The following is a 26,997-nucleotide window of genomic DNA, read 5'->3' as shown; positions in this document are numbered from 1 at the left end:
GTCATTATTTTGTAACATTTAGGCGATGGTTTCGTTAGTCATTTACATGGATTATCACCGGAGAGAGCAATCAAAGATACAGAGATAAAATAAATTCATTAAAAACGGAGTAAACCTGAGGAGCGATAATACTGATTCCTGATATTTTGCTACCGAACGATCTCCTTACTCAAATTCGATGCGAAAGGAATGAAGAAAATTTCGAAATATATTTTACTGATTATTATATTTTTACCATTACTTTATTTCAGAGATTTCACTCCGAATAATGAACTTAAATATTTGAGTATTGCTGACGAAGCATTAAAATCAGGAACTTATTTAACCTTCACGCATGAAGGTACGATTTATGCGGACAAACCTCCTTTGTATTTCTGGCTGATCATGCTTTGCAAACAGTTACTAGGTTATCACAGTATGCTGCTTCTCAGCTTATTCTCTTTTATACCGGCACTTTTTATATTATACACTATGGAGAAATGGCTATCTTCCTATGTTCCTCAAAATTATCTGCTTACGTTCAGTTTAATGCTTATCACAACCGGATTATTTGCAGGTTCTGCTATTGTTCTCCGTATGGATATGCTGATGGCTCTATTTATCCTTCTTTCCCTGTATACTTTTTACCGTATGTATACCGGACATGCGGGTAAAGGAGCAAAAGTACTTTTACCTCTTTATATCTTCTTAGCATTATTTACCAAAGGTCCCCTCGGGTTAATCATACCTATCCTTTCCATTTTAGCTTATTTATTATTTCAAAAAGAAGGAAAAACTTTTTTCAGATACTTTGGCTTTTTCCAATGGTCTATTCTTTTAGGGATGTGCAGTTTATGGTTTTTAGGAGTATATTGGGAAGGCGGGTCTGCCTATCTTTACAATCTTATTTTTCACCAGACATTAGACCGGGCAATGGACTCTTTTCATCACAAAGAACCATTTTATTATTATTTTACCACCATTTGGTATGCTCTGGCCCCCTGGTCACTGCTTTATATCTTTGTTCCGCTTATAGCTCTTTGGAAAAAACAAGTGAAAAGCAGTATCGAAAAATTTTTTCTAATTATTATCGTTGTAAATTTTTTCCTCCTTTCCCTGTTTAGTAGCAAACTGGATATTTATCTCTTACCTATATTTCCTTTCTTTGCCGGATTAACGATTTTATTGTTAAAACGTTTTCTTGAACAGTCTGTCGCCTTTACTATTGCCATACCGGCTATCCTTATAGCTCTTTTCCTTCCGGTATCCTATTTTTTTATTTCACGAACAGAATGGAGCTATCCGTTTTCCTTACAGATTGCCGTATTCTTATTATCAGCTGCTGCTGTCCTGTCTTTGGGTTATCTTTACCGGAAGAATCTACAACAGGCTATCAGAAGTCTGGCAGGAGGAATTTTTATAGTTATTTTTATCGGAGGATTTTATATGCCGAACTTAAATCCTTATATCGGATTCCGGGAAGTATGTCAGGAAGCAGCAGAAATTGCAAACCAGCAGAAAATCGAGCATTACTATTATTACAATTTCCGCAGCGGAGAAAATATGGATATTTACCTGAATACAGAAGTAAAAAAAATAAAAATTCAGGAAATCCAGGAAACGGCGCAGAAAGAGGATTTTATTCTATTTCTCCGGAATAAAGACATACGCCGCGACCCAGCATTACCCCTTCTGCTTCCCAAAGACTATACCGTAGATTGCGGCAATTACCGTATTGTACTTTTCCGTAAGTCCCAGAAAGAAAAATCTTCCTAAAAAAAGGTGCCTAAAAAAAGTCTTCAGGCACCTTTCGTTTCTAAAAGATAAAAATCAATACATTTGAGTAATATCCCAGACAAAAGCCCGGATACCGTTTTCTTTATTCACATTATCTAATTTCTCCACATACTTTAGTATCAAAGGGACCATATCTTCTTCTACTATTGTCATAGTAGCAGAGTTCATTTCCGGCCAGGTATGAGACCCCATCCGTGGTTCTCCCGTTACAGTCCCAGCTCCGTTCACCAAAGGCCATTGTGTAAAGCCTTTGATCTGAAGCTGATCCAATATGTAAGCTACACGTTCTGTAAGGGCCTGATTATATACAATAAATACTGCTTTCATATATTTAATAATTTTCATTTCAGGAATATTATAGAATGCATTTTATCTCCTTTCTATAACTCTTTCCTGACAGCGTTTTTCACCTAAGTTTTCACAATTCAAGATTCCAGAAATCTGAAATGCAGAAACATTTACATTTCTGCATTTCATTTATTATTTTACTTTTTTAGGAAGATCCCTCTCTGCATCAAAATCATTCATAAATTTAAATTCCTTGCTGAAAGCTTTCTTTTTATTCCGGCTTCCACTCTTATCCATACTTGCATATACCACCGGTACAATCAGCAAAGTAATAACAGTAGAAAATATCATACCTCCGATTACAGCTATACCCATCGGACGCCAGGTCTCTGAACCTTCTCCCACGCTCAACGCCATAGGTACCATACCTAAAATTGTGGTTAAAGAAGTCATCAAAACCGGACGTAAACGAGAACGGCAAGCCTGTGCAATAGCATCGTAAAGCCTTACACCGCGCTCCCTCATCAAATTGATAAAGTCTATCAACACAATACCATTCTTTGTAACGATACCAATCAACATAATTGCACCCAAGGCAGCAATCACGCTCAATGTAGTATGTGTCATCAATAAAGCCAGAATAACTCCGGAAAACGCGAAGGGAATGGATAACATAATGATAAACGGCATTTTAAACGATTCAAACTGAGCCGCCATCACAATATATACCAGCATCAGCGAAAGTAACAATAACATTAACAAAGAACTGAACGATTCCTGCTGATCTTCGTATCCTCCTCCAATATACAATGTTACTTCCTGAGGCACGTCTTCCAAATTATCGATTAACTGTTGAGCAGCTCCGGCAATTTCTCCCATAGCGACACCAGCCTTGGGACTGATAGACACTTTCAGCATCCGCTGTTTACTCTTGCGTTCAATATTGGGTGGAGAATAATATTCCTTGATTTCTCCTAATTCTTTCAGACGTACTTTTTCGCCTTTATTGTCGGTAATCAAAATATTTTCCAGTTCAGTCAAAGAAGAACGGTATTTTTCTTCAAAGCGGACAATAATATCATATTCTTCCCCGTCTTCTTTGAATTTACTATTCCGATAGCCATAAATCCGGTTTCTCAAAGCGTTCCCGACTTCGGTCGTCGTTAAACCATGACGGGCTAACTTGTCCCGATCCAGATACACCCGCATTTCCGGCTTATCATTATCTCGGCTAATCTTAATGTCTTCAGCTCCCGGAATCTGACGTGCTTTATTTGCAATTTCATTTGCCAAACGACTTGTCATATCGAAGTCGTGACCCATAATTTCTATATCTACCGTATTACTGGTCATAGAATTACTGGAAGTAGATACCGTATATTCCAGAATATCGGGAAAACGTTTCAGGATATCCCGCAATTGGTCGGCAATTATAAAAATATCCCGGTCTCTTTCTTTTACATCTTTCACCCTTACCCGCATATTCAGAATGTTATTACCGGTAGAGTTCATCATAGAAGCAAAAGAAGCTTCTTCTTCACTACCATAAGAAAGATTGATAATGGTTATTTCGGGGATCTCTGTCCGCATGACCGAATCGATCTCCAAAGCAACCCGTTTTGTCTCCTCTACCCGCTGTCCTGTCTGCATTTTTACATATATACTCATAGATCCCTGGTCGTTCTGAGGCATAAAGTCTGTCTTGATATACCGCATCATACTACAAGAACCGACAAATATTCCCAGCATCACTGATATGACAAATATTTTATGTGTAAGTGCCCAGCGTATTAACCGTTCATACCAGGAATCCAGTTTGTCTAATGTACGTGTTACAAATACATAAAAACTAAACTTTCCGTCATTTTTTAATTCCTGGATTTTCAGCAACTGCGAACACAACATAGGAGTTAAAGAAATAGCCGTAATAGTAGAAGTACATACAGTGATACATACAATCCATCCCAACTGCTTGAATAAGATACCTGTCATCCCGGTTACCAGAGTCAGAGGGAAAAATACAGCTACTGTTACCAGAGTCGTTACAATTACGGACAGCCATACCTCATTGGTACCGTATTTAGCAGCTTCCCGCGGACGACTTCCCCGGTCGATATGTTTCGTCACATTTTCCAGCACCACAATGGCATCGTCCACCACCATACCGATTGCAATGGAAAGCGATGAAAGGGAAATAACATTTAATGATTCCCCGGTAGTAAACAAATAAATAAATGCCACAATCAACGAAATCGGTATTGTCAAAGCGATAATAAACGTAGCCCGCCAGCGCCCCAAGAAGAGGAATACAACCAATACCACAAAGATCAAAGCATACATCAAAGTGTCCTGCAGATTATTGATGGATTTCACAATAAAATCAGAATTATCTACAATAATCTCGAAATTAATATCGGTAGGCAAATCTTTTTGTGCAGCAGCCAATTCTTTTTTCACTTGTTCTGCAATCTGTACCGCATTGGCATCCGTCTGCTTGGTGATCAGCAATACACCTCCCCTTCCCCGGTTGATAGACTGCTCCAGCGTAATATCCTTTAACGTATCCCGTACTTTCGCAATATCGCTTAAATAAATGGTTTTATCGTTTTGAGTGCCTAATACGATATCTTTGATCTGATCGCTTTCATCAAATTCACCTTCCACCCGAAGCGTATAATCGGACAATCCCATTTTTACATTTCCAGAAGGCACATCCTTATTTTCAGCTAAAATTTTATTTCCAACCTGTTCCAGTGTCAGATTATAAGCATCCATCCGATTCGGATCGACTTCCACATATACAACCCGTTCCGGTGCCCCGGCTAATGTAACTGAAGCTACCCCATCCACCCGGTTCAGACGAGTCACCAGCTTATCGTCCAGAATCTTATTCAAACCCGGGTATGACTGCTCAGCTGTCACAGCATAAATCAAAATAGGCATCATAGACGTATTGAAACGCATAATGGTCGGGCGATCAATATCATCGGGCAAATTAGTCATCGACTTATCGACAGCATCCCGCACATCATTAGATGCTTCGTCCAAGTTGGCTTCCCACTCAAACTCCAGTGAAATGACAGCCAGATTATCATAGGAAGTAGAAGTCAATTCTTTCAGGTCATCTACAGAGTTTAACTGATCTTCCAATATCTTTGTCACATTCTCCTCAATATCCGCTGCATTTGCTCCCGGATAAGTAGCCATTACCGTAATATAAGGCGGATCCATCTTAGGGTACTGATCTACAGGCAGCTGCATATAGGAGAACACTCCAAGCACCAGTATAGCCAAAAAAACCATTAAGGTAGAAATAGGCTTATTTACCGCTGTATTATATATACTCATGTTTTTGTATTAAAATTTAAAATTAAAGATTATTCCTTCTATTCAACAATAGAAAGTAAACTACCATCGACAAGCCGGCCCTGTCCTACAACGACCAATTCATCACCTTCCCGGATCTCATCACTGATTACTTCCACCTGATCTTCAAAACGCCTTCCCAATGTAACTTCAACCCGCTTGGCTTTTCCATCCTTATTCAAAAATACGTACCGGTTATTCGCTCCCTGCAATTTCAATACAGCTAAAGCAGGAGCAACGACTGTTTCAGTCTGGCCGATAAAGAAATTTATTGTCCCGTACATTCCCGGACGAAGAGCTTCATCCTTATTCGGGATTTTTACTTCAACCGTAAAAGTACGGGAAGAAGGATCTATGGTTGGATACACAATACTGACAGTCCCCTCAAAAGTACGATCAGGAAAAATATTACTCTTTAATTCCACTTTCGTACCTTTTTTTACTGAAAGAAAATATTGTTCCGAAAGATTTACATAAGCCTTCAAAGGATTGATTTTTTCAATAGCTATAATTGAAGGTTTTGCAGCTCCTCCGGTAGCAACCCCTGTATAGAGTTCCCCATTCTCAAAATATTTTCCGGTAACAATTCCGTCAAAAGGGGCCAACATTTTGGTATTCTCATTTAAGAAATCAAAATTGGATTTAGCAACCTCATAATTTGTCACTGCAGCATCATAAGCTTGTTTAGAAATACTCCCGGTCTCATTCAACTTGACTGCCCGGTTATATTCCGTCTCTAAATTTTTTAACTGTACCTCTGCCTGACGTAAATTCGTAGGGTCCATTTCCACCAACAATTGTCCTTTTTTAATCCGGTCCCCCACTTCAACATATATTTTTCCAATACGCCCCGTTGCCGCAGGAGCATAATAAACCTGCTCATCCGCCTGCAATGTTGCAGTATAATCCAATGTTTTCGCAATATTCCGTTTCTCTAATTTCATTACTTTCACGGGGATAGTTTCTGCAGATTCCTGCTTTTGCATGTCTTTCTTTTTCGACGAACACCCCATCAGTAGCGCAATGGCCAATAGTGTAAAAATGATATTTCTTATCATAGTATTTATAATTAATATTTCTTTTAATAAGCCAGACTGTTATATAATCTCTCTAATTGCGTCTGAGCCTGTAGTAAGGTCAGGCAAGCATTGGTATAATTATTCTCTGCTTCCAGATAATTATTATTAGCCTGCGTCAGGTCCAAACTGGAAACAGCTCCATATTCATATTTTCTCTGAATATTCTCCAGTACCCGTTTGGCAACCTGAATATTTTCCTTCTGCAAATAATAGTTTTCAGTAGCATTTTTCAATTCATATTTATACTGTTTCTCATTTACATTCAACTGATCTTCCAACAAACTTTTATTGAGAGAGGTTTGTTCCAATTCTATTTTAGCCTGTTCCAACTGAGATTTACGTTGCAAACCCGAAAAAATAGGAATATCCATCGAAATCACAGCAGAATGTTTAGGACTCATATCAAAATCCGGCTTCAACAATTTATAATTATAAGAATAAGAACCGGAAATTGTCGGAGCAAAAGTCCATTTCTGCAGTCCTACCATCTTTTTACTCAGTTCTTCCTGAGTTTGCATCAATTGAAATTCCGGATTATTATTGATCTCAAATTCTTTGACAGCTAATTTAACATAATCTTCTTTCCCCAGAAAACTCTCCAAAGGATCTGTCAAGCGGATTGGATTCTCAGCCTGTAAACCCAATTGCAAACGTAAAAGATTATAATTCACTTCTACATTCCGATCGAGTGCCAGTAAATTATTTTTCAACTGACCGACATTGATCCGGATCTGATCAACGTCTGTAATCTCTACAGTACCAGCATTATACATATTTTTTGTATGCTGATAAATCTGATCCATATTCTCCAGATTCTGCTTGATAATATCCCGTAAACGCTCACTCACTAAAATCGCATAATACGTATTGAAGATATTCTCCTTAATATCCAATTCCGTAATGCCCACTTGCTGATTGGCAACCTGTTCAGCAATCTTACTGGTCTGTATACCCAATATCCACTGACCACTAAAAATCAGCTGTGAGAGGGTTGCTCCTACATTGGACTGATCTTTCATCTTAATAGCAGAACCCCCAAAGTCCATTTTATATCCGAAATTCGTACTATAATCCAAACTACCATTTATTTGAGGAAGTCCCTGGGAGACCGATTCCCGCACTTTCTGTTTATATAAATCGATATCTTTCCGGGAAATCTGCAATTGTTTATTATGCTCCACTGCATATTCTATCGCTTTCCGAAGCGATAATTCCTGTACCTCCTGAGCTCCCGCTAAAAAAGGTATCATAAAAACAACCATTACAACTAAAATAAATCTTTTCATTTCACCAATTTATGTTAATTACAAGCAAACGCAAAACTTTCAAAATTTATGACAAAATTTATGCCAAGTTCCGATAACCTCTTTCTTCTTACCTCATACACCTTCATTTTTTAATTTCTTTAAATTTTTTCTTCTTTCTTTATCTTTTCAAATTCCTTCCTTCCTTGCTCTGTAGACATTGACAAAATAAAATTATCCACAATAGTAGAAATCAATAAAGGAACAGGATAATCCGCTTCTAAGGGTCTTTCCAATTCCTCTAAAAAACTCAAGGATCTGTTCAAAAGAAAAATTTGTAATTCCAGATCCGCCTCTCCTCTAAAAAAACCTTCTTTTACTCCTACAGATAACACTCCTTTCAGAATAGATTTCATGATTTTATCTTTTTCCGCCCGGATTTTTTTATCTACCTCAGGATGATATTTTTTTAAATCAAAATAATTCGCAGGTATACGACTATTTAAATTTTCTAAAATATGCTTCTTCATATCGTATAGAAAAAGAACCGGTCCGATTTTCGAAACTTCTGCCGGAGTAGTTTTCTTTCGTATATATTCAAGACGATACCACATCACCTGTTCTACGACATCGTCTTTATTTTCAAAAATATGATACAGCGTTTTCTTCGATATTTTCAGATAGTTGCATATATCATCCATAGAAGTACTGCGTAAACCATAAGTCAGAAACAAATCTGAAATGTTCGCTAACAATTCTTCTTTGGAATAATTCATATTGTATCTCCTTTCTTAACTGAAATGAAACATTTTACATGTGGAAACGTTTTTATTTCTTTTCGTTTCCAGCGCGCAAAATTAAAGAAATTCAGGAATACTATATTATATAAAGTGTTAAAAATAGCTATTACTATAAAGAAAAATAATATATTACGGGTTTAAGATTTCATTTCGTAATAATGCCCGGGTATATAAATACTCAAAAAACAAGTATTCAAATCATTAATCCTCTTCCGGAAAAATCGATACTGTTCTAATAATCTGTCGGTTAATAGAGCCAAAATACCAACGAACGAGCCATTATTTGTATATTATCAAAAAAATAATCTGAGAATTACTCTCCCTTCTCATTTTTACCTGCAAATTCCAGAATTTTTATAATGAGTTTAATCCTGATCTGTTAGGAGCAAAAAGTCCTTTCACTTCATAAATATATTTTATTCTGAATTCCGGATTTACTAACGTTTTTTTTAATACGTTTGTTTTCCACCTTACATTCTGGATTTACTAACGTTTTTTATTTTAAATTTGCATCATGATTGATCAGGCGACCATACAAAAAATTTTCGATGCAGCAGACATCTATGAAGTTATTTCAGACTTCGTTCACCTCAAAAAAAGAGGTGTGAATTATGTAGGCTGTTGTCCTTTCCATAATGAAAAAACAGGTTCATTTACCGTATCTCCGGCCAAAGGTATTTATAAATGTTTCGGTTGCGGCAAAGGAGGTAATGCCGTAAACTTTATCATGGAACATGAACAAATGTCTTATGTAGAAGCTTTGCGTTATCTGGCAGCCCGTTATAACATCACTATAGAGGAAAAAGAACTCAGTGAAGAAGAGAAAAAAGAAAAAAGTGAACGGGAAAGTATGCTGATCGTCACCAGTTATGCAGAAGAATTTTTTGTCGATCAGTTACTTCATACGGATGAAGGAAAATCCGTAGGTTTAGGTTATCTGCATAAACGAGGACTGGACCAATCTGCTATAGAAAAATTCGGTCTGGGATACTGTCCTGAAAAATGGGACGGTCTGACTCAATCTGCCCTTTCCAAAGGATATAAAAAAGAATACCTTGTCAAAACAGGCTTGACTATTGAATCTGAAAAAGGGCTTTTCGACCGTTTCAGAGCAAGGGTTATCTTTCCGATTCGGGATATTGCCGGTAAAATTATAGCTTTCGGGGGCAGAATCATGACGAATGATAAAAAAAGTGCCAAATATCTGAATTCCCCGGAATCTGAAATTTATCATAAAAGCCGGACACTTTACGGGATTTATTTTGCGAAAAAAAGTATTGTCCAACATAACCGTTGTTATTTGGTAGAAGGTTACCTGGATGTTATCTCTTTTCACCGAAAAGGAATAGAAAATACCGTAGCTTCTTCCGGTACTTCCCTGACTATAGAACAGATACGGCTTATCCGCCGTCTCACTCCGAATGTCACCATCATTTACGATGGGGATGCCGCCGGAATCAAGGCTTCCCTAAGGGGAATCGATCTGGTCCTGGAAGAAGGCTTAAATGTCAGAGTTGTACTTTTGCCCGACGGGGAAGATCCGGATTCTTTTTCCCAATCCCGTTCACCACAGGAGTTATCTGAATACATTTCCCAGCATGAAACGGATTTCATTAATTTTAAAACCCGATTACTTTTAGGGCAGGCAGAAGACGACCCCATAGAAAAAGCCCGGCTCATTACGGATATCGTCCGGAGTATATCCCTCATACCGGATAATATTACCCGTTCCGTTTATATTCGAGAGACAGCCATCCAAATGCAAGTGGAGGAAAATGTATTATATAACGAAATCGCCCGGATCAGAACAGGTAAAAATGCAGAAGCAGCACACTCCCATTACACTGCCCGTCACGGGATAGATACGACTTCTAAAAAAACACCGCCAAGTCCTGCCACTAAAGATAATTTGTGTGAAACGGAAGAAATGGTACTGATCCGATATTTGCTTCTTTTCGGGAATCAGGAATTTTATGAAGATACCCGCAACGGATTTCCCTATTCCGTCAGTGTAGGAGAATATATTATAGAAGAGTTGGCTGAAGATGAACTGGAATTATTCACCCCCAGTCTATGTGAAATCCAAAAGGAATACCGGAATCATTATAAAACAATCGGATTCCACCCAGCCAAATTTTTCACCGGACACCCCAATCCGCAGATCAGTAGTATTGCCGCCAATATTCTCAGTGAACCCTATGAACTAAGCAAAATGTGGACAGGAGACACTACCGTCCTCAAAGAAGAAACGGTATTATCCGATATATTACCCAAAGTGATTGATAATTACAAAATGAGACGCCTGGAAATTTTGACCCGGGAAGCCGATAACAAAATACTGGAACTGCAAAATAGCGGAAAAAGTAATGAAATACTTCCCTGGATTATAAAAAAGAACACCATCAACCGGATCCGGGCTAAACTCAATGAGAAACTCGGACGCACAGGGATAAAATAAAAAATTGAAAAGAAGGAAAACGTTTAAATGTTCAATTTCTAATCGTCCAGGGATTTAAGTATAAAGTTGATTGCTATCATTTATGGCAAATTCAGCCTCATTTGTAAGTTCTTAAATTTACGAATCTTAGATAAATTTCTCCCGATGCTGAGTATTATAAAGTCCAGCCACTAAAAAAACAAGGGAAGCTAATCCTAAAATAATCCGGTTATACAAAAGAGTTTGGAAAAATATAACCGGATTTTTATACAGGGGAATATCAAAAGGATTCAGAAATACATTCCACTTACTTACTTCCAATAGGTTATCTAAAATAAAAAAGATTAATCCTAAGATAATGATAATAACTGCCGTACCATTCCCGTTTTTCACAATAGTACTCAACATAAAACAAAGCATTCCGATAAAGAAAACAGGAACCAGCACCTGTGAAGTTAATTCTAAAGGAGCAACTTCCACCAATAACCAATCGGTCAGCAAAGCCAGTCCCATCGTAATACCAAAACAGATTACATAAGCTACTAATAAACGAAATAACCAAACCTTATAGCGATAATTCGGTATCCCGAATATAATTTCTATAATTTTAGCATCCTGATCATTCTGAATCCCAAAACACATCGGATAAAAAATCAACAATATGGAAGGAATTAACAACATATTGTATGCAGTTGCTTCCGTTACTTCTGAATCTGTCAATAAATTAATAAATACAGTCAGTATATAAAACAATACTGCGCTGAGTATAAAATACACAAATTTATTTCCAAAAATAATTTTGACATTATAATAGGTTAAACGGACCAGATTATTCCAAAAATTTTTCTCCATCTTTTTCTAAATAACAGATTACCTTTCTGAATATTTCCTCATTGTGTGATGATCTCCTCATGATTAGCTAATTTTACCCCTCTCAACAGCCATAAATATGAATCCTCCAGAACCGGATTTGTATGTACAGCATTCGGAACAGGCTGCGTCTCAGAAAGACATCTGACCCGGATATTCTCTCCCAGACGAATATGGTGTACAATCAATAAATCCGACGGCAATTGAGCGAATTCCTCTGTAGAAATTTCAAATACCCAGGTTACATCTTTTGCAATTTGCAACATTTCCGAAGGGGTTCCGCAATATTTTAAGGAGCCTTTATTAATCACTCCCACCTGATTACAGGAACTGGCGATATCCTCAATAATATGAGTAGAAAATATCACAATCCGGTTTCTGGATAACTCTACCAATAAATTCCGGAAGCGTATTCTTTCTCTGGGATCCAGTCCGGCAGTAGGTTCATCCACAACCAAAATCCGGGGCAAGTGGAGCAATGTCTGAGCTATACCGATCCTTTGCTTCATCCCTCCGGAGAAGCCGGCAATTTTCTTATCCCTGTTTTCATACATATGTACAGCTTCCAATACTTCCTGAATACGCTTTTGCCGGACATTTTTATCATAAATTCCTTTTAAAAGGGCCTGGTATTCTAAAAATTGCCAGGAAGTTAAGTTCTCATATGTTCCGAATTCCTGAGGCAAATAACCGATCAATCCCTGTAATTCTTCCCGCTTTAACTGTGTATCAATACCATTGATAAAAATCTTTCCGTAACTTTGTTCAAAAATACCGCAAATAATACGCATTAATGTCGTTTTTCCTGCCCCATTCGGGCCCAATAACCCAAACATCCCTGTATGAATATCCAAAGATACCGCATTTAAAGCTTTAAACGGTTGTTTCCGGTATCCGATCCAGGGAACCTTAGTCGCCATACGGTAAAATCCCTTCCGAATACCCCTGAAATTTCCTTCTATCAAATCAATATTAATATTATATTTATGAATACGATCGGATAAATGTTTTACCAGAATTCCGGCATACCATAACATTCCCAATAAAATGACCTCACCCCTGTCCTGAAATTTTATGATAGCCCAGCACAAGGTTATAAAAGGAGAAAAATAATACCAGAGAAAAAGGAAAATATCCAAAACACGGCCGATTTTCTTTAAGGAATGAAAAGAAACCATTTCTTGAAACATACGGCCGATTTGAAGAATCAATAGCCAAGTCAATACTGCAAAGAAGAGGACCCAGAACGCAAGGACCTGATAGACATAAACAAAATAGAACAGGAAAACACTTAAAGGCAATAGCCAGATCAAAGCCCGCATGTCTTTCCAATGCAGAAAATGCTCCTCCAATCCTAAGCGCTGGCGGATGCGTAAACCCGAGGTCCATTCCCTTTTAAATTCTCCCGCTCTCCCATATATTTTTACCAGATTCCGGATTTGTATCCGAATTTCCTCTTTCTCCGGAAGAATATGACTATTTGCCCTCCTCAAACTGGTCTCCATAAACCACGTAATGCCCGGGACCAGAATCAGTGCCAGGAGCAAATAAGCAACACGCCACAATAAGGAATCTGCAAATAAATAAATGACAACAACAGCACTTATAAACATTCCTCCCTGTAAAATCTTCATGCTCAAACGCTGTTCTCTCAGACGTCGTAAAGCATCTTCCAAACCGGAATAAAAAGTAGGGATAATTACTAAAGTCAATAAAGTACTCATCGTCAAGCCTCCTATAACAGTAATGGCAAAAGGAGCACCTAAACCGGCCACAAATTCACCTTTCCCCAGCGCTAAAGGTAACATGGCCACAATAGTCGTGATAGCAGTAATCAAAATAGGCCGCAAGCGGGAAATTCCTGCAATGATCAATGCCCTTTGCCTGCTGTTTCCCTGCCGTCTCAGCAAAGAAGTATAATCAATCAATATGATACTGTTATTCACTACAATGCCGATTAATATAATAAAGCCCGTCATGACATTGGCATTCATTACCGAATTATTGGTAAAAAGCAAAGCCAGTAAAGAACCAATTGCAGCTAAAGGAATAGAAAACATTAAGACTACAGGGGCACTAAGTGATTCGAAAACGGAAGCTAATATCATGAATATAATGACAAAAGCCGCGAATATCAGAAAAGTAAATTCTTGTGTATCCTCTTCTTCGTGTACGACTTCTACTGCCAAACCCGTTGGAATATCCGTCCGTTGTATCAATTCATCAATTTCCTGGCGGGCAGTTTCTAAAAATTCTTTGGATTCGTTTACATCCGACGAAAAACGGTAGCTGACTTCTATTTCTTTTTCCTGATTTACCCGGTTAATATTACCATGTCCACGCGTCAGATTAATGCTCCCGAAATTTTTTAATTCGATTAAAGAACCTTTCTCATTCCGAACGAACAGGTTCCGAAGATCTTCCAGCGTTCGTTCTGTTTTTTTATCTTCTTTTTCAGCCTCTGCATACTGTTTGTCTTTAATCAAAACATCATACTCTTCTTCTCCCGCTTTATATTTTATTTCTGTCGTATTTTCAGGCGCAAAATTAGTCAGTTCCGTCATGACATTGGCAGGGGTAAGATCGTATATCCCCATCAAATACTGATCAAATTGTATTCTGGATTCGGGTTTCCCCCGCGAAGTATTCACCCATGCATTACTTACATTCTCCAAATCATGAAGCTGATATTCCAGATATTCAGCTAAATTTTCCATTTTTTCAAAATCCTGTCCTTTGATGACAATCTTTTCGCTTTGGGTTCCCAATCCCATAAGCTTCAACAATTCTTGCCCTCCCCCAATCATAGCATTTCCGCCATCTCCCCTGAAATTTTCACTTCCGGTTTTAGCTTCCAGACTGATATCCCTTATCCGAAGCTGCCTGGCCTTAGCTAAAACTACATTCTTCAATTCAGTGAGATCTCTGTGATCCAGTTTTTCAAAATCCTCTCTTAATTTTATCGTTATATTAGCTTCTGCTGCATAAATTTTTGCTGAGATCTTTTCAACTTCCGGGATCTCTACCAAAACATCCTCATACCGGCGGATCATTTCGTCCGTACGTTCTAACGTATATCCCCCCGGAGAAGTGATATAGACATCAAAAGTATCTGTCTCTATCTCTTTTAAAGTGTTTAAAGTCAGCGTCAGCGATAATGCAACAGCAACCGCCAGTACAAGCAGGGAAATCAAAACAACCTGCGTTGGTTTGCGTAAGCAGATTTTTAAAATAGCAATGTAAATCTGTACGGGACGGCTATGTATGGAAAGGGTACTAAAATTTACCCGGTCTTCTCTCCGGGTCATAAAAAAATGAATCGCCATGGGTACCAGCAACAATGCTACTACCAATGAAACGGTAAGGGTAGCAATAATAGAAACTCCCACATGCTCACCTATCAATTTGATCATAAAATTATCGGCAAACAAAAAAGGAAGAAAAACAGTTATCGTCGTGAGCGTGGCTGCTAAAACGGACTTCCACACTTCTTTCGTCCCTCTGATTACAGCCTCTTCTTCCGAAACTCCGGTAGCCCGAAGCCGAAAAATATTTTCCATGACCACCACAGAATTGTCTAACAACATCCCTACAGCCAGGGCAATTCCTGTAAGAGTCAGGGTGTTTATAGTAATGCCGGCTAAATAAAAGAAATAAAAGGAAGAAAATACTGATATGGGTATCGCAAAAGCGATAATTGTAACAATCCTGAAATTACGCAGAAATAAATAAAGAATAAATATGGCCAGAATAGCTCCTGTAATTCCCAGATTTACAATAGTGTCTATATTATTACTCATCGTCTCCGCCACGTCCATATCCACCTGAATACTGACTCCTTTAGCTTCTAATTCTTTATTTAGCTGATCTATTTCCTTCCGTACCTTTTCAGAAAGATCGATGACATTTACCTGAGGGGATTTAGCTAAAATACATGTAATCTCTTCTTTACCATTTATACGGGAATAAGCCTCCTCTTCTTTAATACCGAAATTTATCTCAGCAATATCTTTCAATAAAACAGGTCCCTGAGCAACTACAATATTTCCCAAATCTTCTGTCTTTAGATATTCTGCAGTGACGTTGACAAAATACCGTTTATTATTTTCATATACCGGACCAGCAAATGTTTTTTCTGCCATATTTTTGCTGATAAGCGTACGAATTTGAGAACGGGTGATTTTCAAAGCTTCACATTTATCCTGATCTACAATAATTTCTATACTTTTCTGACGCCCTCCTATAACGGTCACTTCAGCTACCCCGTCAATATTTTCCAATACAGGAACAATATCGTGATCTGTAATATTCCGGACATAATCCACATCCTCTTCCCCCAGTACAGACAAAGACATAAATTGTGAGCTGACCATCCCGCCAGACATTTTATTGACAGTCGTCCTGAACTCTTCAGGTATATTCTTCGAAATTGTCTTGATTTTTTCTTCCAATTTCAGATAAGCATACTTTATATCGGTCCCTTTTAAAAAAGTAACCCTGATTTCTGCATTCCGGGGAGAAATACGCGTCTCTATCTTTTCTACACCCTCCAAAGTACTGATTACGCCCTCTATCGGAATGACCGCCTGATTTTCAATATATTTCGGGTCCAATTCTGTATTTGCACTAACATATACGCTTAATTCCGGTAATTCAGCATTCGGATATAATTCCATCGGAAGAAAACGATAAGAAAAATATCCCATCAGCGTTAATCCGATGAAAAGCATAGAAATCAGAACCCGGCGTTTTATTAATCTATCCATATTACATATCAAAATATCGCAAAGCCATAAAATCAGACTTCCCTTTTATCCCGAGACTTTGGTTTCCGATCAAAAATATAATATACACAAGGGATAACGATTAAAGTCAATACAGTAGAAGTCAGCAATCCTCCAATTACAGCCAAAGCCATGGGAGAGCGGAGAGAAGCTCCCTCTCCAAAACCGAAACACATGGGCAATAAAGCTAAAATTGTCGTGAGACTTGTCATGATAATGGGACGGATACGCTGTTGGGCAGCCTGCATAATAGCTTCGTTTAAAGATAATCCCTGATCCTTCAACTGATTGATACGGTCGACCAAAATAATCGAGCTGTTTACAGCTATACCAGCCAACATAATAATCCCGATAAAAGCCATCATATTTAAAGTCTGACCCATCAGTAAAAAGGCCAGTATACTTCCTACCCCCGCCAAAGGAATTGTCAACAGAATGGTAAAAGGATGCCTTAAAGATTCAAATTGTGCAGCCATAACCATATAAACCAATACAATGGATAAAATCAAAGCAAATCCCAAACCGTTGAAGGACTCTGCCCGCTTCTCTTCTTCCCCTGTTATTTTAGCTGAATATTTCGCCGGAAATTCCATTTCTGCAATACAAGCGCGTACAGCCGGAGTAACGTCACCTAAAGAATATTTTTTCTCCAGCATAGCCCTCACTTCTCCTACCCGGCTCTGATTATTTCGGATAACTTCCTTAGGAGCCGTCGTCACTAAAATTTCTGCAATTTCTCCCAACCGATATTTTTTTTCTCCCTGGTAAATTTCCATATTTTGTAAATTGGCCAAAGGGGTTTCCGGTACACGAATCCCAATATCTACAGGTTCTCCCTGAACATCATAGCTTCCTGCGCTTTTACCATTCAACTGATCATTGACTTGTTGAGCCACTGAGGCAATATCCACTTCATAAATACCGCTCCGCAGACGGTCTAAAGCAATATTCACTTCAGGAGAACCTTTCTCCATCGAAGTATTGACATCAAATAAACCTTCTACTCTTCCCAGCTTCAGTTTCAGCTCATCACACAATTGCTCCAGGATTTCGATATCATCCCCCCGGATTTCCACCACTAAAGGAGATCCCTCCGTCCCCAGAGCCGTCTGTAATGCAGATTGCTCTTTCTCATAGGTAAGTTCTACCCCTTCAGGCATATTCACATTTTCCCCCAAAGCCATAACCAAATAATCAGCATCTATTTTTGCCTCTGATTTCAGCTTTATCTTAATCTCCGCCTGATTTTCTTCTTTCGTATTTTTTCCGGATTCTGTATCCGTATGCGAGGGACCTACTAATGTATACATCCACTCAATGTCTTCTCCTCCCAACTCTCTAATCGTCTGCTCAATGGACTCAGCAGCATAGTCCGTACTTTGCAAACGGGTGCCCGGTTCCAAGGTAAGTTTCACATTCAATTCCCTCGAACCGGCTTTGGGCATAAATTCCATACCGATTAAAGGCAAGGTAGCATAACTACAAGCAATTAATATTACTGCCCCAAAAACGACGCCGTACCGATGTCTTAACAATTTCCCTACAAAATGCCCGTATCCTTTAATCTGAATAGATTTTATTTCCTTTTTATTCTGCCGGACAAAACAAGAAGATAGCATCGGTATAAATAACAGCGCTACAAAAAGCGAAGACAATAAAGAGAAAGTAACCGTCCAGGCTTGTTCTTTAAACAATTCTCCGGCAGCTCCCTGTATATAAACAATCGGGAGAAAGACGACAATTGTGGTTAAAGTAGAAGATGTAATAGCCCCCGATACTTCCGATGCACCCCGTATTGCAGCTTCTTTAGCCGTCAATCCATTTTCCAGATTCCGGAAAATATTTTCCATTACCACAATCGCATTGTCCACCAACATACCTGCTCCCAAAGCCAATCCTCCTAAAGTCATAATATTCATGGACAATCCGTTAAAATACATCAAATTAAATGTTGCAATAATCGAAATCGGGATGGAAACACTTACAATTAAAGTTGTATTAATACGGCGTAAAAAGACATATAAAACGATAACAGCCAAAAAGATTCCGATCAGCGCAGAATCTTTTACCTCACCTATAGAAGCTCCGATAAACTCTCCCTGATTACTGATAATACTGAATTCATATCCAGGCATACTTTTCCGTAATTCGGCTAATTTATCCTGAATATTTTCCACCACTTTTACTGTATTGTATTTGTTTTCTTTATAAATACTTATTCCCAGACAGCGGTTTCCGTTAAAACGGGTGATATTATCCGGTTCTTTATTTACCGAACGTATTGTAGCGACATCTTTTAAATAAACCGGAGCCTTGACTGCAGCAGAAGTCTGTATTTCTTCATTCTGACCGGTAGATGATTGTTTGAATGCCACGATGACATTACCGATATCTTCAATGTTTTTAAGTAAATGGACCCCCTTTATACTGTATTGGATATCTTCATTCACTATTGTTCCTCCGGAGACATTTTGATTGACACTTTCTATCTTACTGGCAATTGCATCTGCAGTAAGATTAAAAGCCTCCAGCATATAAGGATCAGTTTTTATTTCTATATAAGCATTTTCCTCACCGTTTAACTGAATATCCGCCACACCGTCTAAACGCACTAGTTCACTTCGCATATAATTCTCAGCAATTTTGCGGAGCTCATTCATATCGCTAATCTCATTGTGAGTCAACGCTATTGTCATCACCGGCGCAGCATTCACATCATAACGCGAAACATTAAAAGAAGTAATCTCCGTATTCTGGGAAACCGACGATAAACTACGCTGTAAATCCAAATATGCGGCATCCATATCCTGATCCCAACCGTATTCTACGGTAACCGTAGCCGAACCCGCCTTGCAAACACTGTTCACATTTTTTACCCCGTCCTGACGGGCAGCCAAAGCTTCTATATTTTCAACAAACTGTTTTTCCATTTCTTCAGGAGGTCTCTCACCTGCCTGAAGGTCAATATATAAGGCCGGATTTTTTAAATCCGGAAACAAGTCTGTCCCCAGTTTATTATAAGAAATGATCCCCAACAGACAGACTGCCAAGGTAATCATCAATACACTCACAGGATATTTTACTGCAAATCTTGTAATATGATTCATCGTCCAATACTTACTTTTACAGGGAGATATTTTATATTTCCTACCCTTCCGGTCTCCACATAAAAACTCGTTTCCCCTATTATTTCATAACTTTTACTTTACTTCTGTTTCTCAACCATTCATATCCTTTGACAACTACCTTTTCTCCCTTATTCAAACCTTTTATCACTTCTGTAAACTGATCATCGCTAATACCTGTTTCAATGATTTTCTCTTCTGCAGAAGAGCGATCTACTGTAAATACAATTTTATTTCCACGCCGGGTGGTAATGATTTCCTTGGGCACGGACAGAACCGAGTCCTTTTTTACTGTAACAACATCTGCTTTAGCAAACATTCCCGGACGTAATTTCAAATCCGGATTCTCGATTTCAATAAATCCGGCAAACGTACGGGTTTCCTCATTAACAGCAGGAGAAAGCTGCGTCAGCTTACCTTGCAAAGTATCCGCCTTGATATTATAATTAGTCACATTTACCTTTTGCCCTACTTTAACTTTCGTCATGACATTTTCCGGAAACTGGGTCTCCATATACATCTTACTGTAGTCCATTACTCCCAACATTACCGAACCGGAAGCAACTTCGACATTTTCAGTATAATAAGGCAAATTGACTATTACTCCCCGGAAAGGGGCTTTGATTTCCATCTTTCCCAGAGTAATGTAAGCATTTTCCAGCTCCAGCTTAGCATTGATAAAAGAAGTCTTGGCATTATTCACCTCTTTTTCGGTCGTCCCCCCTTTCTCCAATAAACTTTGCTGTCCTTCCCACTCCTTTTCGGTAATCTGGATCTGCAATTTTTTACTTTCCAATTGCACATTATTCTCGTATTCCTTATTTTCCAGACGAATAATGACAGCACCAGCTTCTACAATATCTCCCAGACGGTAAGGCTTTCCCGTCACCGGATTTTTCTGTAAACGATATGCACCGTTCATTTCCGATTTTATTTCACCGGTCTTTACGGCCTTAGCCGTTCCGGTCGTAGTAACATACTCTTCTATTGTCCGCGGGCGTACATCTTCTACCCAAACAGGAGTTGTGGTTTCTGACGATTGATTACTCCGGTCTCCCCCACAAGCATAGCACACAATTAGTAAAGCAATAACACCCACAAGGTTAGAATAACTATTCATATTATCTTATTTTTATATCGTATTGTAATTTTTTACTCTTTTTAAAACAAACTTCCCCTAAAACAACAGGTTCAACGCCTGCTACAAACGCCTCTATCTTACCAAGTTCATCGGCAAATAAGACCTGTTCGTCTCAAAATCCCAGAGAGTCTGTACCTTTAAATTCAATAACTCCAGTTTATACTGAATCAAGGCATTGGTATATTCCTGTTTCGCCTGAGTCAGCTGGGACTGATATTGCTGCAGATCCATACCGGACAGATTCCCGTTTCTGTATTTTTCCAAATTAATTTCATAAGTCCGTTCTGCATTTTCTATACTTTTTTTCTTGATATTAATCTGATTAATCAAAGTCGGTAAATTACGGCATATCTGCCGGATATTGATCACAATTTCCTTTTTCTGTTCTTCTAACTCGATTTCATCCGACTGCATAGCCAGTTTACTGGATTCAACCCGGGCTTTTTTAGCCCCCCAATCAAAAATCGGTATTGTCAAAGTCACCCCTATTTCTTCATTATCGGTCGGATTACTATATACATTATTAATTTTATTCCCTAAAGCATTTAATCCCACCCGGGCAGAAATATTTCCCTTAAATTCATTTTCTGCCTTTGCTTCTATAATTGAAAAGACATCCCGCTCCAAAGTTATTTTCCTTTCCCGCAATTCCATCCGCTGGTCCAATCCATATTTCACAGCATCATTTGTATTCACTGAAATAGGCGCAATTTCTGTATTAGGAAGTACTGCTATATCTTCGTCCAAAGATACTCCCAATAAAAGCTTAAAATTGTCTTTCGCATTTTCGTATGCGATCTCGGCAGAATAGACAGACGATTCACTATTGGCCATATTGACTTCTGCTTGAAATAATTCCTCTTTAGCTACTAATCCAGCCTCAACTTTATTTTTTATAATTTCATAATTCTGTTTTTGATTGGCATACTCATCCCTTGCAATCGATAAATCTTTAAACTTCTGGTATACAGAATAGAAATCATCTGTTACACTCTTTTCTATATTCAATTGCTTCATGGCATAGTTTAACCGGGCACTCTCCAAACTCAATTCCAGTTCCCGAAGTCTCATTTTAGTCCGGTTATAAGTAAAAATCGGCTGTTCTATCCGCAAAGAAATATCATGATTAAAAGCCGTACTTTTCCCTCCCGAAGAACGGTTTGAAGCATCCTGCCAGGAAACATTAGTAATCAAAGAAATGGTTCCGTCTGTCCATTTCACAGGCTGCACAATTCCTAAAGAAGCAGAAGAAGACATGGTCTTACTATCATACCATTTACTGTTATAACCATCATACCTATTACTCCGTGAATAAGAAAACGGATTCACATCCAAAGAAAACTGAGATTTTAAAGAAGCTTTCTGCGCCTGCAAGTTCAACTCATTCTGCTGTAAACTCAATTTACTTTGTACCAAAGTAGGACTATTTTCAAACGCAATTTTCAATGCCTTATCCAATGTCAATACCTCCTGTGCAAAAGCTAAGCTCCCGCATATCAAAAAAATGGCAATAAACAAAATGTATCTGTACATCTCAATTCTTATTAAACTTTATCATTATTTCCCAGGCATTATTATTTCACCTCTAGCACTATTATTCCAGACAATTATTCCTTTTTTATCAAAGTAAATTTTAAAGCGTCCGCCATAACAAAAAGAGCGGAGACATTATCTGAAAGCGTCACAGAAACTTCCCCGGCCGGGAAATAAAAACTCCCTAAAGACACCCATCCTTTTTCCTCCTGCCCCAAATCCACTGAAATTTCTTCTTCCTCTTCCTCGTATCTGACTACATAGGTCTGGGTGTGACCTTCATGCCCCCGGTTTCGCCTTCTCCAATTCCAGGTCTCAAACTTTGGATTCCATATAAATACTTCATAATAATTGTCTTTCGGTATATCCGTTACCCATTGTACTTTATTTGCCCCGGAACCCTTTATTTTATATACGGCGGAATGCACCGGCTCTCCGTAACAATTGCTACCTATTACAGCTGTCCACTTCGTCGGAGGCCGCCAGGGAAAGAAATTTTTATATTTATCCTCCTCTTCCCGTTTAAACCAATCTTTTAATTTATGCCGGGTATTCGCTTCCAAAATACGGAATCCGGCATCTTCATTATCTACAATAATTTCCCCCGGACCTAAAGTAAACGGAAGAGTGTCCACCGGGAATAATCCCGTCAACGTATCTTTTACTTCCTGATCTACTTTCGAAAAATTAAAATCATATTCGCTCGGTAAATTAGCCGAAATATTTGTATTTATACTTACACGCCCCGGACGCTCATCGTTTATTATTTTCACCTCCCAGGCACTCTGACCCGGAATAATATAATTATGAATAGTATTACTTGTTTCCGTGTTTCCCCTGCCCGGACGGAAGCCCCCCGGACGGCCACCGCCTTCCTCAATCTTTACCGTTACTATTCCGTCAACTTCCGAACGGTTATATACTTTAAAACGTACCTGATATTTTGTAAAATCATCCACTACCACACTGCCGACCTCTACGTCATTTAACTTCAGCTCAGCCGGATGATCCCCGGTATACCACTGATGGATAAAAGGAAGCAGATCGATTCCAAACTGCTTTTGAAATAAACAGGTAAATTCTGTAAGGGTAACCTCTTTAAAAATATGATTTTCATTAAATGATTTTAAAAAAGTTTCAAATTCCCCGACCGGAACCTGAGCCGTAATAAAATACTTTAAAGCATTACTTTTTAATTTCAATATTTCATAAAGTACCTGAGGTTTCAGATTTTTATCCGATAAAGCCGTCTGAAAATTATGATCACGCAAATAAATAACAGCCCGCTGCGGATCTGTAATAAAAGGACCGAAAAACCATCCTTTTTGCGTATTTTCAGTTATATTCTGCATGATATTAAACGCAACATTCATTATCGGGTAATCTGTATCCGACAAAAATCCCGAAAAACCATAAAACATTGGTCCTATATTCCACTCATTAACTTCCGAAGATTTCATCCAGGCATTCCCCTCGGAGGCATTCGCATTTATAAAAGTTGTTTTGACATAATTTTTCAACATTCCTGCCTGAATATCCTTTTTATCCAGCAATTCTCCTTCCTCCCGCCAATCCTTCAACCGATGCCCCATTGCCCGGAAATCCGCCTGCGTCCTCAGACCTCGTTCAGGAATAAATACGATCTCCGGCACAAGGTACTCGGTATTGCTTTTCCAGTTCCGGACATACCCGGCAAACGATAGAGGAACCTCTGCAATACAAAATTTCCTGAAAGGATAATTTCTATTTTTGGCTACTTCCAAATCGGCGCGAATTTCACGAATCACGGCAGGCAATGTATCTTGTACGGCATCAAAATAAGTCATAAAATCATCATGCCCGCGGAAATAATAAAGTTCATAATCTGTAGAATCGACCGTAACTGCCTTTGTCTCATAATCTCCGATTGTCAGACTTATCCCAGGAAAAGGTACAGTATCTTCAAATATAATTTTTCCTTTTTCATTATTCATCTTCTTTCCCTGAGACAGAACAGCTTTTTCTCCGCTGTAATAAACTGTAAGCTTATATTTAGTAAAATCTTTCCGGATATGATAAGGTTTAGCCGGAGACACCGGAGACTCTGCAACCGGATACCAGATACATTCAGGAGTCAACAGGACATAATTATTATTTAAAAAAGCATATCGTTTACCGTAACGGAAATAAAAGGTTTTTCCCGCCGGATTACTAAAATAATCTTCCTGTCTGATATCCGTGTAACAAATATTTTCTGTTACCGGCCCTTCATATTTCAATGTATATTCAGCTTCTTCCCCGGGTTCTAATTTTTGAAGGATTTCTATAACTTGCTGTTCCCGTCTAAAATTTATTTTTTTTCCTTCCTGCTCAATAACGGTAACTTTTAAGCCCGGATTCAAAAATAAAATCACCGACTCTATACCTTCTTTTTGCTTATTGCGGACAAACAGTTTACTTTCCGCCTCTAAACGTTCCCCATCGGGAGTAATATCGATTTCGTGAGTGATTATATCCACTTTCGGCCGGTCCGCATACGCGTTAAAGAGGGAAGCATATTCTTCTCTTGCTACTCCTATCCGTTTAAAATGAAGCACATATACAACACCTGAAACTCCCCCTGCCAATATCAGCAATACAGCAATCAAATTTATCATAAGCGTCTTCCAGGGACGATGAGGCAGGCGTTTTACCAAAGTAATCGTCAGACAAATAAAACCAATAGCCACTAATAAATAAACCGATCGTTGTAATAAAAATAAGAAAAGAGAAGGATGACCCGTTATGTCTGAAAAAATTGTAGGAAGAGATATCCCGAAAAAATCAAAAACACCGTATAACCGGTCCTGTAAATAAAAGAAAACCATACCCGTAATTCCTAACATTACCATAAAAGTCACGGCCTGATTTTTTACTACGCACATCACTGTGAAAGAAAGTCCCAATACAAACCATAAAGAAGGGATAGAAAGGGTAAACAGGTAAAATAAGTAAGGAAATATACTAAAAGGAGAACGGCTAATGACTAGATTAATAAATAAAGCGATCAACAAGGTGATTAAATTTAATCCAATAAAAACCCGGGTAATTCCCCATACCTTTCCTATAATATAATCCGCATTACTCATAGGACGTACATAGATTACCTCTGCTGTATCCAGTTTTTTATCCCGTTTTAAAAAATTCCCGGCTAAAAATATTACAATTACAGACTGGGCAATATTATAGAGGTAAACGGTATAGAAAGGAATCAGTGAAGTTGCTCCTACATAATTCCAGGTTTCACTGTATTTCCAGAATAAAAAAGTAAAATTACTCAATTGAGCTATTGTGAGAATAAACAAAGCCAATACTGCGAATATACGAAATAACCAACTCCTCTTCAAGAGCTTTACTTCATATCTGGCAATCATATTTATGGCATGAATATTCATAATCAATTCATTCAATATCCGGAGTCCGTAATTTTATCTTATTTCAAATAATTTTGTCAAAACCCACTCCCCCCAATGTGAATCTGAGCTTACAAGTATTTTTACTTAAATAAATCTCCCCCTTCTTCCCGGTCCGCGTACATATCCATTTTATCCTGCAAAAGATAATCCATAAAATAAACATAAGCATGCTCGATATTCGGAGGAACCGTTTTCCCCTCAAAACCTTCCGGAGCCTCAGCCACAATTTGTATATCCCAACCTCCGTCGGAAGGAATGGTTGAAATAATCGGATATTTCTCTTTGATTCCCTTAAATTCCAGATCGGTTACAAAGATTTCCCATACTTTCCCTTCCGTCATTTTAATCATTTCATCCGGAGAACCTTCAAACCGGAGTTCCCCTTTGTTCAATAAAGCCAGTTTTTTACAGGTACTGGAAATATCACCTACAATATGGGTAGAAAGCAGGATAATGACATCTTTATCACTGATATCCGACAAAATATTCCGGAACCGGATTCTTTCCTCGGGATCCAAACCCGTAGTCGGCTCATCTACAATAATGACTTTCGGATTTCCAATAATAGCCTGAGCAATCCCCAAGCGTCGTTTCATTCCACCAGATAATTTATTCGCCCACCGGTCGCGGACTTCAAATAAACCTACCTTTCGCAGCATCTCATCCACGATTTCCGCACGTTTTCTCTTTCCCCGCATACCAGCCAAACCCGCTCCGTAATCTAAAAACTCCCACGTTTTTAATTTCTCAAAAAAACGAAAATCCTGTGGTAAATATCCTAAAACAGAACGAATGGCTTTTCTATCCTTCGCAATATCGTAATCATCAAAATATACCGTACCCGAAGTAGCACTCTGCAGTAAAGTCATAATCCTCATCAGAGTCGTCTTTCCTGCACCATTAGGGCCCAGCAAACCAAACATCCCCGGCTCAATCTCCAGATTCAGCCCGCTCAATGCTTTATGCCCATCCGGATAGATTTTGGTTAAGTCCTTAATTTTTATTCTCATTATTTAGCACTACCTCATTGAATGCCATAAAAATAGCAAATTACAAATCATATTCTGCCACTTTTACGTCTTTTAATATTATAATAACATTTTGACATAAATTATACACC

At 38.4% G+C, this 26,997-nt stretch carries 14 protein-coding genes; 2 read left to right on the top strand and 12 right to left on the bottom strand.

Annotated features, from left to right (window positions below; all coding sequences use genetic code 11):
- Positions 1-189 precede the first annotated feature (189 nt).
- Positions 190-1,755: a glycosyl transferase gene (locus Q0465_RS01385; RefSeq protein ID WP_298611754.1), complete on the top strand. Its 1,566-nt coding sequence runs from the start codon at positions 190-192 to the stop codon at positions 1,753-1,755.
- A 54-nt stretch (positions 1,756-1,809) separates the two neighbouring features.
- On the opposite strand, the gene Q0465_RS01380 is transcribed toward Q0465_RS01385, so the two are convergent.
- The 5 genes from Q0465_RS01380 to Q0465_RS01360 all read right to left on the bottom strand — a co-directional run bounded on the left by Q0465_RS01380 (position 1,810) and on the right by Q0465_RS01360 (position 8,529).
- The gene (locus tag Q0465_RS01380; protein ID WP_298611751.1) at positions 1,810-2,103 is read right to left on the bottom strand and encodes a PG0541 family transporter-associated protein; all 294 of its coding nucleotides are present in this window, start codon (positions 2,101-2,103) and stop codon (positions 1,810-1,812) included.
- Positions 2,104-2,256: 153 nt separating this feature from the next.
- Positions 2,257-5,412, bottom strand: coding sequence for an efflux RND transporter permease subunit (locus tag Q0465_RS01375; RefSeq protein ID WP_298611748.1), 3,156 nt, complete (start codon positions 5,410-5,412; stop codon positions 2,257-2,259).
- A 38-nt stretch (positions 5,413-5,450) separates the two neighbouring features.
- Positions 5,451-6,488, bottom strand: a complete 1,038-nt coding sequence (locus tag Q0465_RS01370) for an efflux RND transporter periplasmic adaptor subunit (protein ID WP_298611747.1) — start codon at positions 6,486-6,488, stop codon at positions 5,451-5,453.
- Between the two features lie 23 nt (positions 6,489-6,511).
- Positions 6,512-7,795: a TolC family protein gene (locus tag Q0465_RS01365; RefSeq protein WP_298611745.1), complete on the bottom strand. Its 1,284-nt coding sequence runs from the start codon at positions 7,793-7,795 to the stop codon at positions 6,512-6,514.
- 119 nt (positions 7,796-7,914) lie between these two features.
- Positions 7,915-8,529 (bottom strand): TetR/AcrR family transcriptional regulator, encoded by a 615-nt coding sequence (locus Q0465_RS01360; protein WP_298611743.1) that lies wholly within the window; start codon positions 8,527-8,529, stop codon positions 7,915-7,917.
- A gap of 538 nt (positions 8,530-9,067) precedes the next feature.
- Here Q0465_RS01360 and dnaG point away from each other — a divergent pair.
- Positions 9,068-11,011: a DNA primase gene (dnaG, locus tag Q0465_RS01355; RefSeq protein ID WP_298611740.1), complete on the top strand. Its 1,944-nt coding sequence runs from the start codon at positions 9,068-9,070 to the stop codon at positions 11,009-11,011.
- 126 nt (positions 11,012-11,137) lie between these two features.
- On the opposite strand, the gene Q0465_RS01350 is transcribed toward dnaG, so the two are convergent.
- The 7 genes from Q0465_RS01350 to Q0465_RS01320 form a co-directional block, all read right to left on the bottom strand.
- Positions 11,138-11,842 carry a hypothetical protein gene (locus Q0465_RS01350; protein ID WP_298611738.1) on the bottom strand — a complete coding sequence of 235 codons (705 nt, stop codon included), beginning with the start codon at positions 11,840-11,842 and terminating at the stop codon, positions 11,138-11,140.
- A 38-nt stretch (positions 11,843-11,880) separates the two neighbouring features.
- A complete protein-coding gene (locus Q0465_RS01345) occupies positions 11,881-16,626 on the bottom strand; it encodes an efflux RND transporter permease subunit (protein ID WP_298611736.1) in 4,746 nt (1,581 codons plus the stop codon).
- A 32-nt stretch (positions 16,627-16,658) separates the two neighbouring features.
- Positions 16,659-19,751, bottom strand: coding sequence for an efflux RND transporter permease subunit (locus Q0465_RS01340; RefSeq protein ID WP_298611733.1), 3,093 nt, complete (start codon positions 19,749-19,751; stop codon positions 16,659-16,661).
- A gap of 79 nt (positions 19,752-19,830) precedes the next feature.
- A complete protein-coding gene (locus Q0465_RS01335) occupies positions 19,831-20,889 on the bottom strand; it encodes an efflux RND transporter periplasmic adaptor subunit (protein WP_298611730.1) in 1,059 nt (352 codons plus the stop codon).
- A 93-nt stretch (positions 20,890-20,982) separates the two neighbouring features.
- On the bottom strand, positions 20,983-22,443 hold the full coding sequence (locus Q0465_RS01330) for a TolC family protein (protein ID WP_298611727.1): 1,461 nt from the start codon (positions 22,441-22,443) through the stop codon (positions 20,983-20,985).
- Between the two features lie 74 nt (positions 22,444-22,517).
- The gene (locus Q0465_RS01325; RefSeq protein ID WP_298611724.1) at positions 22,518-25,856 is read right to left on the bottom strand and encodes a hypothetical protein; all 3,339 of its coding nucleotides are present in this window, start codon (positions 25,854-25,856) and stop codon (positions 22,518-22,520) included.
- Between the two features lie 101 nt (positions 25,857-25,957).
- Positions 25,958-26,887 (bottom strand): ABC transporter ATP-binding protein, encoded by a 930-nt coding sequence (locus Q0465_RS01320; RefSeq protein ID WP_298611722.1) that lies wholly within the window; start codon positions 26,885-26,887, stop codon positions 25,958-25,960.
- Between the last annotated feature and the right edge of the window lie 110 nt (positions 26,888-26,997).

The organism is uncultured Odoribacter sp., assembly GCF_937966165.1.
Lineage (GTDB): Bacteria > Bacteroidota > Bacteroidia > Bacteroidales > Marinifilaceae > Culturomica.
Note: the sequence above shows the minus strand (reverse complement) of the source record. Positions and strands in the feature narration are given on the sequence as shown.

Bases quoted from the DNA above. Each gene is read 5' to 3' on its own strand.
- Q0465_RS01325 (WP_298611724.1), bottom strand. From the start codon at position 25,856: ATGAATATTCATGCCATAAATATGATTGCCAGATATGAAGTAAAGCTC.
- Q0465_RS01345 (WP_298611736.1), bottom strand. From the start codon at position 16,626: ATGGATAGATTAATAAAACGCCGGGTTCTGATTTCTATGCTTTTCATC.
- Q0465_RS01335 (WP_298611730.1), bottom strand. From the start codon at position 20,889: ATGAATAGTTATTCTAACCTTGTGGGTGTTATTGCTTTACTAATTGTG.
- Q0465_RS01350 (WP_298611738.1), bottom strand. From the start codon at position 11,842: ATGGAGAAAAATTTTTGGAATAATCTGGTCCGTTTAACCTATTATAAT.
- Q0465_RS01370 (WP_298611747.1), bottom strand. From the start codon at position 6,488: ATGATAAGAAATATCATTTTTACACTATTGGCCATTGCGCTACTGATG.
- Q0465_RS01380 (WP_298611751.1), bottom strand. From the start codon at position 2,103: ATGAAAGCAGTATTTATTGTATATAATCAGGCCCTTACAGAACGTGTA.
- Q0465_RS01320 (WP_298611722.1), bottom strand. From the start codon at position 26,887: ATGAGAATAAAAATTAAGGACTTAACCAAAATCTATCCGGATGGGCAT.
- dnaG (WP_298611740.1), top strand. From the start codon at position 9,068: ATGATTGATCAGGCGACCATACAAAAAATTTTCGATGCAGCAGACATC.
- Q0465_RS01375 (WP_298611748.1), bottom strand. From the start codon at position 5,412: ATGAGTATATATAATACAGCGGTAAATAAGCCTATTTCTACCTTAATG.
- Q0465_RS01330 (WP_298611727.1), bottom strand. From the start codon at position 22,443: ATGTACAGATACATTTTGTTTATTGCCATTTTTTTGATATGCGGGAGC.
- Q0465_RS01360 (WP_298611743.1), bottom strand. From the start codon at position 8,529: ATGAATTATTCCAAAGAAGAATTGTTAGCGAACATTTCAGATTTGTTT.
- Q0465_RS01340 (WP_298611733.1), bottom strand. From the start codon at position 19,751: ATGAATCATATTACAAGATTTGCAGTAAAATATCCTGTGAGTGTATTG.
- Q0465_RS01385 (WP_298611754.1), top strand. From the start codon at position 190: ATGAAGAAAATTTCGAAATATATTTTACTGATTATTATATTTTTACCA.
- Q0465_RS01365 (WP_298611745.1), bottom strand. From the start codon at position 7,795: ATGAAAAGATTTATTTTAGTTGTAATGGTTGTTTTTATGATACCTTTT.